Here is a 20,745-nt window from a genome sequence, read left to right on the forward strand (position 1 = left end):
TGAGGCTAATTAGCCTTTGGCTTTCGCCACAGAGACCATCGCCGCACGGATGGTACGTCCGTTCAGGGTATAGCCTTTCTGCATAACCATCAGCACATTACCGGCAGCAACGTCGTCAGACTCTACCATTGCAATCGCCTGGTGCACGTTCGGGTCCATCGGCACGTCGATATCCGCAACTACCTGTACGCCGAACTTCGCCACAACATCCAGCATTGACTTACGAGTCAGCTCAATACCTTCGACCATAGCCGCCATAGCGTCATTGTCTTTGTCCGCAACTTCCAGCGCACGGTCCAGGCTATCCAGCACCGGCAGCAGTTCGTTGACGAATTTTTCCAGTGCAAACTTATGCGCTTTTTCTACGTCCAGTTCGGTACGACGACGCAGGTTTTCCATTTCCGCTTTGATACGCAACACGCTGTCGCGCTCGCGCGTTTCGGCTTCAGCAAGCTGAGCTTCCAGATTCGCAATTTTTTCATCGCGCGGATCCACCTGCTCAGCAGAAGCGTCTGGTTCAACCGCCTCAACTTCTTCGTGCTGATCCATGATAATTTCTTCCGGGGCTTGCCCCTCAGGCGTTTTCTGTTCTTTACTACTCATGAATTTCTCCGCGTTTTTTTCGCATTCATCTCGCTAACTTGGCTTATTATGGGGATCAGATTCAGGGATTCAAGGGAAGTACTCACATTGTCACTAATCTTCGTTACAAGGACCTCGAGAAAATGAACAAACATTTCAAGTGTATTGGCATTGTGGGGCATCCACGTCACCCCACTGCACTGACCACACATGAAATGCTCTACCGTTGGCTGTGCGCCAAAGGTTATGAGGTTATCGTTGAGCAACAAATCGCCCACGAGCTGCAGCTGAAAAATGTGAAAACCGGTACGCTTGCAGAGATTGGCCAGCAGGCAGACCTCGCCGTAGTAGTCGGCGGCGACGGCAATATGCTGGGCGCCGCACGCACCCTGGCACGTTATGACATCAAGGTTATTGGCATTAACCGCGGTAATCTTGGTTTTCTGACCGACCTTGACCCAGACAATGCCCACCAACAGTTAGCTGACGTGCTGGAAGGCCACTACATCAGCGAAAAGCGCTTTTTACTTGAAGCCCAGGTGTGCCAACAGGATTGCCAGAAGCGTATTAGCACTGCGATCAATGAAGTTGTGTTGCACCCCGGAAAAGTGGCGCACATGATTGAATTTGAAGTCTATATCGATGAAATTTTTGCCTTCTCCCAGCGTTCGGACGGCTTGATTATTTCCACACCGACCGGCTCTACCGCCTACTCGCTCTCTGCCGGAGGTCCGATCCTGACGCCTTCACTGGATGCTATTACGCTGGTCCCGATGTTCCCGCATACGCTTTCCGCACGACCGCTGGTGATCAACAGTAGCAGCACCATTCGCCTGCGCTTCTCTCATCGCCGTAACGATCTGGAAATCAGTTGCGACAGCCAGATCGCCCTGCCTATACAGGAAGGTGAAGACGTATTAATTCGCCGCTGTGATTATCATCTGAACCTGATACACCCAAAAGATTACAGCTATTTCAACACATTAAGCACTAAACTAGGCTGGTCAAAAAAATTATTTTAATTTAACGCCAACCTCTTTACTGTATAAAAAACCAGTTTATACTGTATGTAATTACAGTTATGGTTTTTCATACAGGAAAACAGCTATGTTGGCACAACTGACCATCAGCAATTTTGCTATCGTTCGTGAACTTGAGATCGATTTCCAGAACGGAATGACCGTTATTACCGGTGAAACCGGTGCGGGTAAGTCCATTGCCATTGATGCTCTCGGTTTGTGCCTGGGCGGACGCGCAGACGCCGACATGGTACGTGCAGGCGCCACGCGAGCCGACCTCTGCGCGCGATTCGCCTTAAAAGACACCCCCGCGGCTCTGCGCTGGCTGGAAGAAAACCAGCTTGAGGAAGGCCGTGAATGTTTGCTGCGTCGTGTTATCAGCAGCGATGGACGTTCACGCGGCTTCATTAACGGCACTGCCGTACCGTTGTCACAGCTGCGCGAGCTGGGCCAGTTGCTTATTCAAATCCACGGTCAGCATGCGCATCAGCTCCTGACAAAATCAGAACACCAAAAGTCTCTGCTGGATGGTTACGCCAATGAAGCGTCCCTGACTCAGGAAATGGCTGCGCGCTACCAGCTGTGGCACCAAAGCTGCCGTGACCTGGCGCATCATCAACAACAGAGTCAGGAACGCGCAGCCCGGGCGGAACTGTTGCAATACCAGTTAAAAGAACTGAACGAATTCAACCCGCAGCCGGGTGAATTTGAGCAAATTGATGAAGAGTACAAGCGTCTGGCTAACAGCGGGCAATTGCTCACCACCAGCCAACAGGCGCTGGCTATCCTGGCGGATGGCGAAGACATCAACCTGCAAAGCCAGCTGTACACTGCAAAGCAGCTGGTCACTGAACTGGCAGGCATGGACGGCAAACTTTCCGGTATCCTGGATATGCTGGAAGAGGCCACGATCCAACTCAGCGAAGCCAGCGACGAGCTGCGCCACTATTGCGATCGTCTGGATTTGGACCCTAACCGTTTGTTCGAACTTGAACAGCGTATTTCCAAACAAATCTCATTGGCCCGCAAGCATCATGTTGCCCCTGAAGCGCTGCCACAGTTCTATCAGTCATTGCTGGATGAACAACAGCAGTTAGACGATCAGGCCGACTCGCTCGAAACCTTAACCCTGGCGGTGAACAATCACCACCAGCAGGCTCTGGAAACGGCAAAAATGCTGCACAAACAGCGCCAGCATTATGCTCAGGAGCTGGGACAACTGATTACAGAGAGCATGCATACTCTCTCAATGCCGCACGGTGTCTTTTGCATTGATGTGAAATTTGAGGAACAACATTTGAGCGCAGACGGTGCCGATCGCGTAGAGTTTAAAGTGACCACTAACCCAGGCCAGCCGTTGCAGCAGATTGCGAAAGTGGCTTCAGGTGGGGAACTGTCGCGCATTGCGCTGGCTATTCAGGTTATTACCGCACGCAAAATGGAAACACCGGCGCTGATTTTCGATGAAGTGGATGTCGGTATCAGCGGCCCGACTGCTGCGGTAGTGGGAAAAATGCTGCGTCAGTTGGGCGAGTCAACTCAGGTAATGTGCGTTACTCACTTGCCGCAGGTTGCTGGCTGTGGTCATCAACACTTCTACGTCTGCAAAGAAACGGATGGCGCGATGACCGAAACACACATGCAGCCGCTTGATAAACGCGCTCGCCTGCAGGAATTAGCCCGCCTGCTTGGCGGTAGCGAAGTGACGCGCAATACCCTCGCAAATGCAAAAGAACTGCTGGCGGCATAAACTTTTTTACCTTGTTAAGGTCTGAGTTCAACATAAAATCGCCGACCGACCCGACAGCAAAAGGTTTTAAAGTGGTGAAAGGTCTATTATCATCGGCATATTACATATGAGCCGCGTACTGCTCGGGCCCGAAAAGGAATCAAATCACTATGCGCTGTAAAACGCTGACTGCTGCTGCAGCAGTACTACTGATGTTGACTGCAGGCTGTTCCACTCTGGAGCGAGTGGTTTACCGCCCTGACATCAACCAGGGAAATTATCTGACACCTACCGATGTCGCCAAAGTGCGCACGGGTATGACGCAACAGCAGGTTGCTTATGCTCTGGGTACACCAATGATGTCCGATCCTTTTGGCACTAACACCTGGTTTTATGTGTTCCGTCAGCAACCTGGTCATGAAGGCGTAACCCAGCAAACACTGACGCTGACCTTTAACAGCAGCGGCATTTTGACGAACATTGATAACAAACCTGCTTTGACCGACAACAAGTAGGATTAACAGATCAAAAAAAGGTGCTCAATGAGCACCTTTTTTATTGTCTGCTATTTTTTAGCAGATTTCTCTGCTCGCTGTCTGCGCAGCTCTTTCGGATCGGCAATCAGTGGCCGGTAAATTTCCACCCTATCACCGTCCTGGAGAACATCAGCAAGCTTTACCGGACGGCTGTAAATGCCCACTTTATTTTTGCTGAGATCGATATCGGTACGTAATTCCAGCAGCCCGGAAGCGCGGATAGCCTCTTCCACCGTAGCGCCCTGTTGCAGCGTCACACGCTGTAGATACTGTTTCTCGGGTAGCGCATACGCCACTTCAACAACAATTTTAGCTGACGCTGACACTGTAAACCTCTTTCGCGCGGACCGTGAAGGCCTGCACCATGTTCGAAGCCAGCTCTTTAAAGATACGACCAAATGCCAGCTCGATTAACTTATTGGTAAACTCAAAATCGAGATGAAATTCAATGCGGCACGCTTCATGACTCAGTGGCGTAAACTTCCATCCGCCAATGAGTTTCTTGAACGGTCCGTCGACCAGATGCATCAGGATGCTCTGGTTACTGGTCAATTGATTGCGCGTGGTGAACGTTTTGCTAATCCCTGCTTTCGAGACATCCACCGCTGCGGTCATCTGTCCCGGAGTCGACTCCAGCACACGGCTACCGGTGCATCCCGGTAAAAACTGGGGATAGGATTTAACATCATTCACTAGCTGATACATCTGTTCCGCACTGTAAGGTACTAAAGCGGTCCGGCTAATCTGAGGCATAACAATTTCCATCAATATCAATCACACAAATAATACCATTTATCCCCCGCTAAAAAAAACGCTATAGCCTAACTCGTGCTAAGATAGCGCCTTGCGCCCCGCTGGATGAAATGGGGTGTTTTTCGATTCCAGATTACCTATACTGAGCGGCATTATGACGAAGAAAAAAGCACACAAACCTGGCTCAGCCACAATCGCGCTTAACAAGCGCGCACGACACGAATACTTTATTGAAGAAGAGTTCGAAGCAGGACTCGCTCTGCAAGGTTGGGAAGTCAAATCCCTGCGGGCGGGTAAAGCTAACATCGGCGACAGCTACGTCATCCTTAAAGACGGCGAAGCGTTCCTGTTTGGCGCCAACTTCACGCCAATGGCTGTTGCCTCAACGCATGTGGTATGTGATCCCACCCGTACCCGTAAGCTGTTGTTAAACCAACGTGAGCTCGACTCCCTGTATGGTCGAATGAATCGTGACGGTTATACCGTTGTTGCGCTTTCACTGTACTGGAAAAATGCCTGGTGCAAAGTGAAAATTGGCGTCGCGAAAGGTAAGAAACAGCACGACAAGCGCTCCGATGTGAAAGAACGCGAATGGCAGTTAGATAAAGCGCGTATTATGAAAAATGCTGGTCGCTAAACGCTATTCTCCTGTGACCAGTCTCTCATCCTGAGACTGGTTCTTATTTTTTAGTTATTGAAACCCACTCAATACATTCATCAGGTTTATGGTTTATTTGTGCTGAATCGTTCAGGTATGAAATAAACTCCCCAGGCATTACCTTAGCGCCCCATAGTCTAATAAAATAAAACTTCAAGACCATGTCACCTATATTCAAACTTATTTAATAACACTATTATTACTGTTGTTTATTATATCAGCCCTCATTTCAATTAAAATACAAAATCTTTAAATACAACAAGTTAACCAAAAACAAATCATTAAATACACACCGGAAAGTATACTTTTCAATTAGCTAAATATATTTTTAATATGGATAAGTTGCAGAATACATTCTTTCTGACTATATCATCTAATACGAAAGAACTATTCAGCTAACAGGGCCCGAACGTATTTGATAAGTAAATGAACCTCTGCATGACCTAATCAATGTAATTACATGTGTAAATTCATCTTTATGGTGAACGGGGCCCCTGTCTGCTCATTTTCCCAGCGCGCTGTTGCGGATTAATACTCCCGACATGCCATCAGGAGTGAACATATGCGTCTACTCGCCGTTGTATCAAAATTAACTGGCGTTTCCACAAATGTTGAATCCTCTGAAGTTACGCTCAGTTCGCCTTCTATCGTGAAACTGTCGGTGTCACGTGAGGAGGTAAGTCAACTGACTCGCGTGAATCAGGATCTGGTTGTCACTCTCCGCTCAGGTGAAACCATCACCATTAAGAACTTCTATGTCGGAAAAGGTGATGCGCAAAACCAGCTTGTTCTGGAAGACAGTAATGGCGCGCTGTGGTGGGTTCAGGATACTGATGGGGCATTCCATTTCCAGCATCTGGACGATCTCACTCCGCTAATGACTGCTGAGGGAAGCCATGAAGGCGGCGCCGTCTGGCCGTGGGTTCTTGGTGGGATCGCGGTAGCAGGCGGAATTGGCCTCGCGGCGGGTGGTGGAGGTGGCGGCGGTGGTGGCGGCGGGAGTGATAATAATGCCGGCAACGGAAATGGCGGAAATGGCAACGGTAATGGCAACGGTGGTAATGGGGATGGTGGTTCACCGCCAACAACAACCCCTAACATGCCTGACGTACCCGTTATCACCAGCGTAATCGATAATCAGGAGCTGATTACTGGCCCTGTTAATCAGCAGGAATCCACCAACGATAATACGCCTACTCTCCAGGGCACCGGCCCCGCAAATGCCACATTGCATATTTTTGATAACGGCGTCGAAATAGGCCAGGTCACTATCGATGCCAACGGCAACTGGTCGTTTACGCCATCCTCTCCACTCGCAGACGGTACCCACAAGTTTACCGTCAGTGCATCAGACGGTACGGGCAGCAGCGACATGTCGGACAGTTGGGAGATTATTGTCGATACGCTTGCCCCCGACGCCCCTGTGGTCACAGAAGTAACTGACGATTCAGGTTCCATTAAAGGCTTGATAGGTAATAACGGTGTAACCGACGATGCCACGCCAACACTCACAGGCACTGGTGAAGCGGGCTCTTACATCAGCATTTCTGATAATGGCATTCTGATTGGCATGGTTCAGGTGGATGACAATGGTAACTGGACGTTTACACCTGACACGCCGCTTAGCGACGGTGTTCACAATCTGACGCTGACGCAAACTGACGATGCGGGTAACGTGAGTACGGAAACGAGTGTACCGACATTCACCGTCGATACTACCCCGCCTGAAGGCGCGGTCATTTCCTCCGTAAACCTGCAAGGCACCGAGGTAACCGGTAGTGCTGAGGTAGGAAGCCAGGTCATTATCATCGGTAGTAATAATCAGGTTTTGGGTTCAACTACCGTTGATCAAACCGGCAATTTCGTCATCGCGATTTCACCTTCACAGACGCACGGTGAAGCGCTGATCGCGAAGATTCAGGACCAGGCAGGCAACGTCGGGCCAGACACGTCCTTCAATGCCACCAACTCTGGCTACCCGGGCGTGCCTGTTATCATCAGCATTGTGGATGATGTTACCCCCTCAACTGGGCCATTGAACAATAATCAGGCCACCAACGACCCAACGCCTACGATCTCGGGTACCGCAGACGCCAACAGCACGGTTAACATTTATAACAACGGCGCGCTTGTTGTAAGCGTGCTTGCCGATTCCAGCGGCAACTGGACCTGGACCTCCAACACCAACTTGCAGGACGACTCATACTCCTTCACCACCACAGCAACCAACCACCTGGGCACGGGAGGAACGTCAGCGGCATTCAATATCACTATCGATACTCAGCCACCGTCAGCGCCGGACGATCTGAACGTATCTGCCGACGGCTCTGTCGTCACCGGTACAGCCGAACCAGGAAATACCGTGACCATCAATAATAATAACGGTCTTCAGATCGGCAGCGGCGTCGCCGGAACGGATGGCTCATTTACCATCACCATTAACCCGCCTCAGACCAATGGTGAAACCATTACCGCTATCGCCACCGATCCTGCCGGGAACCCAAGCCTACCGGAAACCGCGCTCGCGCCAGACATCACGGCCCCGCTGCCGCCAGCTAATCTGGTGATTAATCCTACAGGCGATCAGGTTACCGGCATGGCGGAACCCAACAGTACGGTACATATTCTGGATCCTGGTGGCGCGATAATTGGAACAGTAACCGCCGGCTCGAACGGAGAATTCACCGCCACGCTGGTTCCGCCGCAGACCAACGGAGAACATCTTGTCGCCAACGCGACGGATGCTGCTGGCAATACCAGCGGCAACAGCGCGATTACCGCCCCGGATACCACGGCGCCTGACGCGCCAACCGGCGTCACCGTCGCCGGGGACGGTGGTTCTGTAAGCGGACATGCTGAAGCGGGAAGCACCGTCACCGTAAAAGACAGCAATGGTAATCAGATCGGCACAGGCCAGGCAGACAGCGGCGGCAACTTCACGGTGTCGATTACGCCGTCGAAAATGAACGGCGAAACGGTAAAAGTTACCGCAACGGACAGTAGCAATAACGAGAGTCAGCCAACTTCCGCGGTGGCTCCGGATATTACCGCCCCCGGAACACCCATCATCACCGCCGTGACGGATGACCAGCCCATGTACCAGGGCCCTCTCAATAACGGCGATGTCACCAACGATAGCAAACCTAAGCTGGAAGGCACCGCCGAAGCAGGTTCTCAGGTCAAAATTTACGATAACGGCACCCTGCTGACGACCGTTGTCGCTGATATCAACGGTAACTGGAACTATACGCCAGTCTCGGCGCTAAGCGAGGGCGCTCACATCTTCACGGTGACCTCCACAGACGCCGCGAATAACACCAGCAGCGCGGCAAGCTGGAAAATAATTGTCGATACAATTGCGCCAACTGTTCCAGTGATAACGTTGGTTAACGATGACGTTGGCAGCATTACGGGCAGCGTTGCAAATAACGGTTGGGTCACCAACGACAATACGCCAACCATCTCGGGTACCGGTGAGCCTGGTTCACTGGTAAACCTGTACGATGGCATTCAGTTATTGACGGTTATTCTTGTCGACAGCTCGGGTACCTGGAGTTATACCGTTCCGGGGAATCAGGTGCTCAGTGATCGCACCCATCAGTTTACGGTATCGGCAACTGATGCCGCCGGTAATGTCATCACCTCACCCACAGTGGTCAGCATTACCGTAGATACCCAACCACCAGGCGCTCCTGTCATTTTGGCTGCTACCGACGACGTTGGGAATGCACCGATCGATCTGCCTACCGGAAGCCGTTCAAACGATACCTTGCCAGAGCTGAAAGGAACCGGAACAGACGGTTCTAAGATCACTCTTTATGATGGAGCTACGCCAATTGGAAGCACGACTGTTTTGCCCGGAGGCACCTGGAGTATTCAACTCGACCAACCGCTCAGTGAAGGCACACACAATTTATCCGCTATTGCCACGGACGTTGCAGGCAACGCCAGCAATGCCGGGACCTTTACGCTAACGATTGATACCACCCCACCAGCAGCCCCGGTTATCAGCTCCGCAGAAGGTCTGATTGGCACAAATCTACAAACGCTGAGTAACGGCAGCAGTACCAAGAGCTTGAATCCCGAACTCTCCGGAACCGGCGAGCCCGGCGCGAAGATTACGATTTATGATAATGGCGGTTCCATTGGTACCGTCACCGTACAGCCAGACGGCACCTGGACATTTACCCCAACCTCACTCACCGACGGGCCGCATAAGTTCACCGCTACAGCGACTGACGTTGCAGGCAACACGGGGATCCCATCGGCCAGCTTTACCTTGACGGTAGACAACACACCTCCCGCACAACCAGCCGCGCCAATCATTACCGACGATGTGGCTCCAGTAACAGGTGTGGTCACTAACGGCAACACCAACGATACTACGCCAACCTTTAGCGGCACCGGTACGGCGGGTGATGTTATTTCGGTGTATCTCGACGGCAATACTACACCACTGGGCACCACCAAGGTTGGTGCAGACGGCACATGGAGCTTTACGCCGACCACGGATATTAACCCGGACAGTTATCAGGTCACCATCACCGCAACCGATCCAGCAGGCAACGTCAGCCAGCCGTCGACTGCCGTCACCCTGAACATTGATATTACGCCTCCCGCAACGCCTACGATCGAGGCGGCAGATGACAACGCAGGCACTATTCAGGGAGATATTGCAGAGAACGGCACAACCGATGACAGTACGCCGACCGTGCGAGGAACAGGAGAAAGCGGCTCGATCATTACGCTGTATAACGGCACGACGGTTATCGGCACCACGACCGTAGTGAATGGTTTGTGGAACATCACACCGACGACGGCGCTGCCCAACGGCACCTACACGCTGACGGCAGTCGCCACCGATGCTGCAGGCAACCCCAGCGACACCTCAAACAGCATTTCGTTTACGGTGAATTCGACACCGCTTACCGCCCCGCAGGTGACGGATATTGCAGATGACGTCGGCGTGATTACCGGTACACTCGGCAATGGAAGCGTGACGGACGATCTCTCCCCCACCGTCAGCGGAACGGGAACACCGGGCAGTACGATCCTAATCTATGATAATGGCAATCTCATCCCGCTAAACATCACGGTGGGAGCCGATGGCAAATGGAGCGTGGACGTTCCGCTTTCGCCCAATGTGCAACATACGCTGACCTTTGGCGCGCAGGATGCGGCAGGCAATAGCCTCCCGGCGGGCAACCCGGTAATTATAACAACCGATACGCAAGCGCCGACTGCCCCCATCGTAACCACCATAGATAATAACGGTACGCTGGTGAGCGGGACGGCCGAAAAAGGCAGCACCGTTATTATCAGAAATGGCACCACGGTCCTCGGCCAGGCCGTTGCTGACAGCATTACCGGCGCATACACCGTCACGATTTCACCGGCTCAGACGGCGGGTGAAGCATTGAACGCGATCGCTCAGGATCCGGCGGGCAACCAAAGCGGAGAAACATCGTTTACCGCCTCAATCTCGGGCCTTCCACACCCACCGACTCTGCAAATCATCGACGATGTTCCTTCCGGTTTAACTGAAATTGGTAACGGAAAAACGACCAATGACACGCAGCCAACCTTACAAGGCGTGGCAACAGCCGGCGCTGATGTAAATATCTACCAAAACGGAATCCTGCTGATCACCGTCCCGGCTGACGCGAGTACCGGTGCCTGGAGCTACACCATCCCCAGCGCGCTGGCGGACGGCACGACTTGGAACTACGCTGTCTCTCAAACGGTGAATGGCGACACCAGCGGCCAGTCGCCAAACTATGCCATTACCATCGATACCACCGCGCCGCTCGCGCCAAGCATCACCGCCGTTACTGATGATGTGGCTCCGGTGACGGGCAATGTCGGCAGTGGACAAAGCACTAACGACACGCGCCCAACACTGAGTGGTACTGGCGAGATTGGGGCGACCATTACGGTTTATGACGGCGGCGTGTCCATCGGCACCACTACCGTTAACAACAGCGGAAACTGGAGCTTTACCCCGCAAAATGCCCTGAATGACGGCCCTCACACGTTTACCGTGCGCGCCACTGACGCGGCTGGCAATCAGGGGGCCCCATCCGCATCCTACCCAATAACGGTGGACACAGGCCTGCCTGGTGCGCCAGTTATTGTGTCAGTAACCGACGATGTAGGTGGAACAACCACGCTCATTTCCGGGCAGACAACCAACGATAATACGCCAACCCTGGAAGGTACCACCGAAGCGAATAGCGTGGTCACCATCCGCGATAACGGCACGGTGATTGGCACAACCACCAGCGACGGAAGCGGCAACTGGAGCTTTACGCCTTCTCCGGCGCTCGGCGAGGGCAATCACGCGTTGACCGCCACGGTCACGGACGCCGCGGGTAACGTCAGCCCGGCAACCGCGCCATTCTCTCTGTTGGTCGACACACTCCCACCAGTAGTGCCAACGATTGTGTCAGTCATCGACGATCAGCCGGGAAGCACTCAGTTGACCAACGGTCAACTGACCAATGATGCCCAACCTACACTGAATGGCATTACCGAACCCAATGCCATTGTCACTATTCTCAGTAATGGTACGATCATTGGCACCGCAAATGCCGATGGATCCGGTAACTGGAGCTTCACCCCTACAAACGCGCTGGCGCAGGGCGAAAATATCTTTACCGTGACGGCGACGGATGCAGCTGGCAACACCAGCGGAGCCTCCACCTCATTCACCATTTTGGTCGATTCAATTGCCCCATCTGCACCGGTAATTCTGACCGTTCAGGACAATACCGCTCCGACAACCGGGCCTATCTCCAACGGGCAAATCAGCAACGAAAGTCGCCCGGCGCTCAGCGGTACCGGTGAAGTTGGCGCGACGATTACCGTCCTGAGCGATGGTCAGGCCATTGGCACCACCATCGTCGGCGCAGGCGGAAGCTGGAGTTTTACACCCTCCGCGGCATTGGGTAACGGCCAGCATACTCTGACCGTCACGGCTACAGACAGCGCAGGCAATACCAGTCTGCCTTCTGGTGGCTTTACCTACACCGTCGATACTATGGCACCGACAGCACCAGTGATTACTCAGGTTGCGGATGATGTCGGCCCGCTGATCGGTAATCTGAACAACGGTCAGGCCACGAACGATCCACTCCCGACGCTTAGCGGTACGGCTGAAGCCAATTCCACGGTGAGAATTTACGATAACGGATCGTTTATCGGCTTTACCACAGCGGATGGTACGGGCGCCTGGACCTTCACACCGGGAACCCAACTTGGCAATGGTAACCACGCGCTGACGGTAACAGCCACCGACGCGGCCGGAAACATCAGCCCGACGTCTGCAGGATTTAACATCGTTGTTGATACCGTCGCCCCGCTTGCGCCAACGATTATCCAGGCGTTTGATGACGTGCAGCCGGGAACCGGAACGCTATCGAACGGAGCCTTTACCAACGACACCCGTCCCGTACTCAGCGGTTCAGCGGAAGCCGGTGCCCGGGTAGCCATCTACGATAATGGCGCGCTGCTGGCAACGGTGACTGCGACGATAGACGGCACCTGGGAATATCTGACCACCACACTTGGCAACGGTCAGCATGTGTTTACCGCTATCGCCACCGACGCCGCCGGGAACGTGAGTCCTGTCTCAGGCGGGTTTACGATTAATGTCGACACCATTGCACCATCCGTCCCGCTGCTGGTCTCTGTGGTGGATGATATCGCAGGCGGCGTGTTCAATGCAGCGCTCAGCAACGGACAGCTGACCAACGATGCGCGCCCGACGCTGAACGGCACCGCCGAGGCAGGCAGTACCGTCAGCATCTATGACGGAAGCACCCTGTTGGGTACCGCGCTGGTGCAAAGCAATAACAGTTGGTCGTTTACCCCAACCACACCGCTGGCAAATGGATCGCACACCTTCACAGTCACCGCCACTGATGCGGCGGGCAACACCAGCGGCGCGACGGCAGGCTTTAGCGTGGTGGTTGACACCACGGCGCCGACGCAGCCTTCAATCAGCAACATTATTGACGATGTCGGGCCAAACACCGGGCCGATTGGCAGCAATCAGCCGACCAACGACGCGCGCCCAACGTTAAACGGCATCACGGAAGCCAACGCGCGAGTTGATATTTATGATAACGGCAGCTTTGTCACCAGCGTAACGGCGGACGGCAGCGGCAACTGGAGCTACACCCCGACTACCGCGTTGGCACAAGGTACCCACTCGTTTACCATCACTGCAACGGACAGTGCGGGTAATACCAGTGGCATATCGTCTGCGGCAGCGATCGTGGTCGATACCGTTGCCCCGGGTATCCCAACCGGGCTGGCGGTAAACGCCAACGGCACCGCGCTCACCGGCGTAGCCGAACCAAACAGCACGGTCATTATTACCTCCAGCGGCGGAACGGTGCTCGGCACGGCAACCGCCAACGCCTCCGGTAATTTCACCTTCACTCTGAACCCACCGCAAATCAGTGGGCAAACTCTGCTGGTCAGCGCACAGGATGCCGCAGGCAACATCGGTACGGCGGGTAACGTGCTGGCACCGTTTACCGGCGTACCGCCTGCGCCTGTTATTGCCAGCGTGCTCGATGACGTCGGCACTATCATGGGACCCGTCGCTCCCGGTAAAACCACCAATGACACCCTGCCAACGCTCAGCGGAACGGCGCAGGCTAACGCCGTCATCAATCTGTACAACAACGGCGTGCTAATGGGCTTCACGACCGCAGACGGTAACGGGATCTGGAGCTTTACCCCATCCGGTGCACTCAGCGAAGGTAACCATGCGTTTACCGCCACGGCAACCAACGCCAACGGCGCAAGTGGGTTGTCCGGTTCGTTCAGCGTGATCGTGGACACCACGCCACCGACCGCGCCAACGCTCCTGATCAGCGCCGATGGCGGTACCGTCAGCGGCGTCGCCGAAGCGGGAAGCACGGTCACCATTTCTCTGCCCGGCGGCACCAGCGTGACGGCAATCGCCAACAGCAGCGGTGTCTACAGCGTCAACCTGCCGGTTCGCCAGATTGAAGGGCAGTCGCTGTCCGCCACGGCGACCGATGCGGCGGGAAATACCTCATCGCCGACAAACGCTCTCGCACCAGTATTGCCGCTACTGGCTGAAGACAATGTCACCAGCCTGCCGCTACAAACCGATGTCACCGTCAGCACCGAGCATCAAAGCGATTATGGTTTCCTGTTGGTCAATGCGCTGGGAAATGTCGCCAACGTGCTGGGGAACGATACGGCAAGCGTGAATTTCAGCATCGCTTCTGGCGGCAGCGGATCCATTACAATCAATGCCGCAGCGACCGGCGTAGTGCTGTCGCTGTTAAACACACTTGAAGTCGTCATCCAGCGCTTTGACACCGCGCTGAATGCCTGGGTGACGGTGGTGGATACCGGAAAACCAGACTTTGCCAGCCTCCTCACTCTGGGCGCCTCAGGCGTAACGCTCAATTACAGCGGACTGACTGGCGGTGATTACCGCGTGGTCAGCTACAACACCAACTTGCTGGCGACCGGGGCATACACCAGCCTTGATGTCTCAGTGGTAAAAGCCAGCGCAGGAACCATCACCGGCGGTACTACCGAGTCTGGCAATATCATCACCGATACCGATCCCGCCAACGGGCAGGATAATGCCCCTTCCGGCACGCTGGTCACCGCCATCACCGACGGTAACGGCAACGTCGTGAACATCCCGGCGGGCGGCATTGATGTGCAGGGGAAATACGGCATCCTGCATATCAATCAGAACGGTAGTTACACCTATACCCTGACCAATACGTCAATCTCGGTGTATGGCCGTTCCGAAAGTTTCACCTACACGCTGACGCATGGCAGCGATCACTCCTCGGCAAAACTGGTGGTAACGCTCGGTCAGGCGCCCACCACCAGTACGGTAACCGCGGCAGACGATGTGGCTGCGCTGACTTACGGGACGCAGGTCATCGCGGTTGATCATGGCACATCACAGCAAACCGGCTTCACCCTCGCCAACGTCGGACTGGGTAATGTGCTGGATGTCAGTCTGGTTAACGGTTTAACCAATCCGATCAAATTTAATGTGGATGATGGCGCAACCCGCACGCTGACCGTCAAGGCCAGCGTTCTCGGCGTCACGGTTGGCGGTTTTGACCTCTATGTTTATCGCTTCAACGAGTCCATTCAGCAGTATGAGCAGTTCCGCGTGAAGCCCAACTGGGTCACGGCGCTGCTAGGAGGTAGCTCAACGGATTACACCATCACCCTGCCTGGCGGTGACTATCTGTTCCTGCTTAACGCCTCCGGCGGTCTGACGCTGCTGACCAGCTATACCCTGAATATCCAGGCCGATCACACCTACGCCGTCGACAGCCTGAGTGCGACAACCAATGGAAACCTGCTGGTCAACGACTCAGCTCCGGCCAATACCGTTATCACCGAAGTTAACGGTGTCACCGTAAACGGAACGGGCACTACCACCATTAACGGGCAGTACGGCACGCTGGCTATTGATGCGAAAGGGAACTATACCTACACGCTGAGAAGCGGACTGGGCGCAGACGGTATCAATACGCCGGACAGTTTCGTGTATAAGGTCAAAGCGCCAAATGGCGATACCGGCAGTGCATCGCTGAATATCAAACCAACCCCACAGGCGCTGGATGCAGTAAATGACGTCAGCAGCACGATGGCGGTTAGTACCCAGGCGGATACTTCCCGGTCGTTTACCGACGACAGCGTCGGGAACGCCAGCTGGAGTGCCCAACTCCTTTCACCCACCTCAAAAAGTGGTACTGGCGTCATTGAAATCGCTACGGGAACGGCGGTGCAAAACGCCATACTGCATTTTAACGTCGCGTCAGGTCTGACGCTGGGCGGGCTGACCGTCACCTGGGCGCTGTATGACAGCAACAACATCAAGATTGCCGGTAACTCTTTCAATGGCGGATTGCTGGTTGGTGGCAATATCGATATAGCCTTGAGCGGGATCGTACTGCACCCCGGCAACTATCGCCTCGACTATACCGGAAGCGTCGGGGGGCTGGGCCTGGGGAATATCACCATCACCCCCAGCGTGAAAGGTACGATAATCGACCTGCAAAACTTCGAGACTTCCACAGCGAACAGCGTCACCGGCAATATTTATGACGGAGACCATATTGCCAGCGTGCATACCTTGCTGACGGTGAACGGCACGGGCGGCAGTACCGTCACGCTTGATCCGCTGAGTAGCACGACCAGCACCATCATTAACGGGTTGTACGGCAAACTGACCATTGGCATTGATGGTCATTACACCTATGCCCTCAACAGCGATGTCTCGCTCTCCACCATCGTCACCAAAGAGACATTTACCTACACCCTTAACGACCAGAATGGCCATACCGATACCGCTACGCTGACCATCAATATGAATCCGCAAGTGGTGAGTACCGTCGATGCCGATCGCCTGACTGGCAGCGCCTACGGCGATACGCTGATTTATCACCTGCTCAACGCCAACGACGCTACCGGCGGCAACATTAGCAATGGTGCTACCGACACCTGGACCAACTTCTCACTGGCCCAGGGTGACAAAATCGATATCGGCGACCTGCTGGTGGGCTGGAACGGGCAGAACGCTACGCTCGGCAACTACCTCACCGTAACCACCAGCGGTAACAACACGGTGATTGCCATCGACCGCGACGGTACGGGCAACACATATCACTCAACCAATCTCATAACGCTGGAGAACGTACACACCACGCTCGATGAGCTGGTGCAACAAAATCACATCGTGCCCTGACGTTAACGCAATGCGTTAAAGCGCCATAACTACAGCCCCGGATGCCATGACGTCCGGGGCAATAACAGTCGTCGCTGCCGTATTTTGTAAGGGATAAACTATGAGAAATGTCGCGCCTGTTGCATTACTTCTGGCATTAACGCTCTGTACCCTGCGGGTGAATGCCGAAGATGAACCGCAAATTATTACGCCGGAAGGACTGGCCACCAGCCAGATGCTTCCCTCGCTGGACGGCGCGGTTGCCGATCTGCCGCTGAGCGCTGCCGCCCCCGGCAACCTGATGCTCAACGACGCGGTAAGTCGTGCCGTGAGCTGGCATCCTTCTATTCGTGAATCGATCGGCAAACTGCTTTCGCAAAACGAACAGATCGACGTGGCGAAATCGAAATATTACCCGCAGGTTTCTGCCGGAATGAATAACGGTTACAGCAATACCTATACCGACCACGGCTTTAGCCCGGCGCTGGTTATTTCGGTGTCACAAATGCTGTACGACTTCGGCAAAGTGGCAAGCCAGGTCCGCGCCGAGACCGCCGGAGCCGCACAACAGCAGGCGAATGTGTTACTCAGTATTGATACCATCGCCCACGCAACCGCCAACGCGATAGTCCAGGTGCAGACGTGGCAGCAAATGGTGGACGCCGCCGAAGAACAGCTCACCGCCTTAAACGACATTGGTCGACTGACCCGACAACGCAATGATGAAGGGGCAACCTCGCTGTCCGACGTGGTGCAAACCGATGCGCGTATCGAGTCTGCACGTTCTCAGCTGGCGCAGTATCAGGCCAATCTCGACAGTAGTAAGGCCACATTGATGAGTTACCTCGGCTGGAACTCACTTAACGGCATCAGCAACGAATTCCCGGCCAAACTGGACAGCAGCTGCGATGTGGTCAAACCGGAAGATAAACTGGTTCCCGCGGTTCTGGCGGCCTGGGCGCAAGCGAATGTGGCACAGGCAAATCTCGATTACGCCAACGCGCAGATGACGCCCACCATCTCTTTGGAACCGTCGGTGCAGCATTATCTCAACGACAAATACCCCAGCCATGAGGTGCTCGACAAAACCCAGTACTCCACGTGGGTAAAAGTTGAGATGCCGCTGTATCAGGGGGGCGGACTCACCGCCAGGCGCAACGCCGCCAGCCATGCGGTAGAGTCTGCACAATACTCCATCCAGCGCACCCGACTCGAAGTACGACAAAAATTACTGGAGTCCCGCAGCCAGGCAATGAGCCTCGCCACCGCCCTGCAGATTCTGCGCCGCCAGCAGCGACTGAGTGAACAAACACGCGAGCTTTATCAACAGCAGTATCTGGACCTCGGTTCGCGCCCGCTGCTCGACGTGCTTAACGCCGAGCAAGAGGTGTATCAGGCCCGTTTTGCCGAACTCCAGACTCAAAACCAGCTGCGCCAGCTCCAGCTGAACTGCCTCTATAACACTGGCTCGCTTCGCCAGGCGTTCGCCTTAAATAATCGCAGCATTCAATCGGTGGAGATCAAGCTATGAGCGACCTCGATTCACATGCAAAAGATGCGATTAGCGAACACGCTCTTAGCCAGTGGGCGCAGGCGATGACGCATATTGCCAATCACTATCGCGTGGCCTGTTCTCCCGGCGCAATCCAGGCCAACGCCCCGTGGTTTGCGGGAAAAAGCCGGGCCACAGCCCTGTCGCAACTGGCGCGTCAGGCGGGACTGTCATTTCATGCGCTGGATACCGCCACGCAGGCGTTCGGTCAGTGGCGTCTGCCGGTGGTGGTGGAACTGCGCGACGGCCAGCTAATGGTGATAGAACATTTCAACGGCGAAGATGCACTGGATGTATTTATCATCGCCGAAGAGGGCCAGCGTAACCGGCTCACGGTCGCAGAGCTTCTGCCGGAGATCGTGAGTATTACCGCGATGCGCCCGCTGTCGGCGCTGAAGGACAGTCGGGTAGACCGCTATATTTCGCGCTTCAAGCCCGACTGGATGCGCGAACTGGTGTTAAAAGACATTAGTCCTTATCTGCCGGTCATGATTGCCGCCTTTCTGATTAACGTTCTGTCGCTCGCCGGGATTATCTTTTCCATGCAGGTTTATGACCGGGTGATCCCCGCCCAGTCTTATCCAACGCTGTATGTTCTCTCCACTGGCGTTCTGGTGGCGGTGCTGTTTGGCTTTTTGCTGCGCGAAGCGCGTACCCACATAATGGACCTGCTCGGCAAACGCGCCGATATGCGCATTTCCGATCGCGTGTTCAGCCATGCATTGCGCCTGCGTAACAGCGCCGTCCCCCGCTCGACGGGGAGCTTCATTTCTCAACTGCGCGAGCTGGAACAGGTTCGCGAGATGATCACCTCCTCGACCATGTCGACCATTGTCGATCTGCCGTTTTTCTTTTTGTTTATCGTGGTGCTGGCTTTTATCGCCCCGCCGCTGGCATGGATAGCGCCCGTCGCGGCCCTGCTGATGCTCCTGCCAGGTTTGCTGTTACAGAAGAAGCTGGCGGTGCTCGCCAACCAGGCTGCCCATGAATCCACCCTGCGCAACGCGGTGCTGGTAGAAAGCGTCCAGGGGCTGGAAGACATCAAGCTGATGCAGGCGGAAAACCGCTTTTTACAGCAGTGGAACAGCTACATCCGCATTACCGGAGAGTCCGGGCTGCGCACGCGCAGGCTGACTCAGGGGCTGATTGGCTGGGGCATGTCGGTACAAAGTCTGGTCTACGCCGCGATCATTATGTTCGGCGCGCCGATGGTCATTGAAGGCACGATGACCACCGGCGCCGTGGTGGCCGCTTCGATGCTCGGTTCCAGAATGATTGCCCCAATGGCTAATCTGTGCGGCGTGCTGGCCCGCTGGCAACAGGTCAAGGCGGCGAAGATGGGGTTAGACAGCATCATGCAGCTTCCCACCGAAACGCAGTACGACGAAGACCGGGTGCATCAGGAGATTTTTCACGGCCATTATCTGTTTGAGAACGCACACTTTCGCTACCACAGCGACGATCAGCGCGTTCCGCTGCGCATCTCGCGCCTGGAGGTCATGCCCGGCGAGCGCGTGGCAATCCTCGGGCGTAACGGTGCCGGGAAATCAACCCTACTGCAGGCCATGGCGGGCGGAGTGGAGATTATCCAGGGCGATGTCCGGCTCGACAACCTGAGTCTGGCGCAGATCGATATGGCTGATTTACGCCGCAACATCGGTTTTCTTAGCCAGAATGCGCGGCTGTTTTTCGGCACCCTACGCGAGAACCTGACCCTCGGCGCGCCGCATGCCAGCGACGCGCAGATCTTCGAAGCGCTGGAGGTCAGCGGCGCAGCGGCCTTCGTTAAACAGCTCGCCAAAGGGCTGGCACATCCCATTATGGAGGGCGGCAACGGTCTGTCCGGTGGGCAACGGCAGTCAATCCTGCTGGCAAGAATGCTGCTGCGATCGCCCAATATCGTGCTGCTCGACGAACCCAGCGCCTCGCTGGATGAACATACCGAGCGGGAGTTTATTCAGCGCCTGAACCAGTGGCTGGGCAACCGCACATTGATTGTCGCCACCCATCGCGTACCGGTTCTGGAGCTGGTCGAGCGCGTGGTGGTATTAAAAGAAGGTCAACTGGTCATGGATGCCCCGAAAGCGCAGGCATTAAATGCGAGCCGGGCACCCGCCCCAACTCACGGTCGGGAGTGGAAAAATGAAAACCAATCCGCATGATGCCG

General features: G+C 54.8%; 10 protein-coding genes. 7 read left to right on the top strand and 3 right to left on the bottom strand.

All coding sequences use genetic code 11. From position 1 onward, the window contains the following. Positions 1–9 precede the first annotated feature (9 nt). The gene (gene grpE / locus C2U43_RS19495) at positions 10–603 is read right to left on the bottom strand and encodes a nucleotide exchange factor GrpE (protein ID WP_003826408.1); all 594 of its coding nucleotides are present in this window, start codon (positions 601–603) and stop codon (positions 10–12) included. Positions 604–725: 122 nt separating this feature from the next. Here grpE and nadK point away from each other — a divergent pair, with 122 nt between their 5' ends. The 3 genes from nadK to bamE all read left to right on the top strand — a co-directional run bounded on the left by nadK (position 726) and on the right by bamE (position 3,845). Beyond that, positions 726–1,604 carry an NAD(+) kinase gene (gene nadK, locus C2U43_RS19505; RefSeq protein ID WP_003826406.1) on the top strand — a complete coding sequence of 293 codons (879 nt, stop codon included), beginning with the start codon at positions 726–728 and terminating at the stop codon, positions 1,602–1,604. 85 nt (positions 1,605–1,689) lie between these two features. Next, positions 1,690–3,351 (top strand): DNA repair protein RecN, encoded by a 1,662-nt coding sequence (gene recN, locus C2U43_RS19510; RefSeq protein ID WP_103285660.1) that lies wholly within the window; start codon positions 1,690–1,692, stop codon positions 3,349–3,351. 149 nt (positions 3,352–3,500) lie between these two features. After that, positions 3,501–3,845, top strand: coding sequence for an outer membrane protein assembly factor BamE (bamE, locus tag C2U43_RS19515; RefSeq protein ID WP_008785524.1), 345 nt, complete (start codon positions 3,501–3,503; stop codon positions 3,843–3,845). A gap of 50 nt (positions 3,846–3,895) precedes the next feature. Here bamE and C2U43_RS19520 read toward each other — a convergent pair whose 3' ends face one another. Together C2U43_RS19520 and ratA are read right to left on the bottom strand one after the other, a co-directional pair. Further along, a complete protein-coding gene (locus tag C2U43_RS19520; RefSeq protein WP_008785525.1) occupies positions 3,896–4,192 on the bottom strand; it encodes an RnfH family protein in 297 nt (98 codons plus the stop codon). Beyond that, positions 4,176–4,619 (bottom strand): type II toxin-antitoxin system toxin RatA, encoded by a 444-nt coding sequence (ratA, locus tag C2U43_RS19525; RefSeq protein ID WP_003826396.1) that lies wholly within the window; start codon positions 4,617–4,619, stop codon positions 4,176–4,178. Before ratA ends, C2U43_RS19520 begins: the two co-directional genes overlap by 17 nt. Positions 4,620–4,773: 154 nt before the next feature. On the opposite strand from ratA, the gene smpB reads away from it, so the two are divergent. The 4 genes from smpB to C2U43_RS19545 all read left to right on the top strand — a co-directional run bounded on the left by smpB (position 4,774) and on the right by C2U43_RS19545 (position 20,740). Beyond that, positions 4,774–5,256, top strand: coding sequence for an SsrA-binding protein SmpB (gene smpB / locus C2U43_RS19530; protein WP_003031211.1), 483 nt, complete (start codon positions 4,774–4,776; stop codon positions 5,254–5,256). Between the two features lie 583 nt (positions 5,257–5,839). Further along, the gene (locus C2U43_RS19535; RefSeq protein ID WP_103285661.1) at positions 5,840–17,047 is read left to right on the top strand and encodes a BapA/Bap/LapF family large adhesin; all 11,208 of its coding nucleotides are present in this window, start codon (positions 5,840–5,842) and stop codon (positions 17,045–17,047) included. Positions 17,048–17,147: 100 nt separating this feature from the next. After that, entirely contained in the window at positions 17,148–18,557 is a 1,410-nt protein-coding gene (locus C2U43_RS19540) for a TolC family outer membrane protein (protein WP_008785529.1), read from the top strand. Then, on the top strand, positions 18,554–20,740 hold the full coding sequence (locus C2U43_RS19545) for a type I secretion system permease/ATPase (RefSeq protein ID WP_103285662.1): 2,187 nt from the start codon (positions 18,554–18,556) through the stop codon (positions 20,738–20,740). The genes C2U43_RS19540 and C2U43_RS19545 overlap by 4 nt, the downstream gene beginning before the upstream one ends. Positions 20,741–20,745: the final 5 nt, after the last annotated feature.

This window comes from Citrobacter freundii complex sp. CFNIH9, from assembly GCF_002903305.1.
Lineage (GTDB): Bacteria > Pseudomonadota > Gammaproteobacteria > Enterobacterales > Enterobacteriaceae > Citrobacter > Citrobacter portucalensis.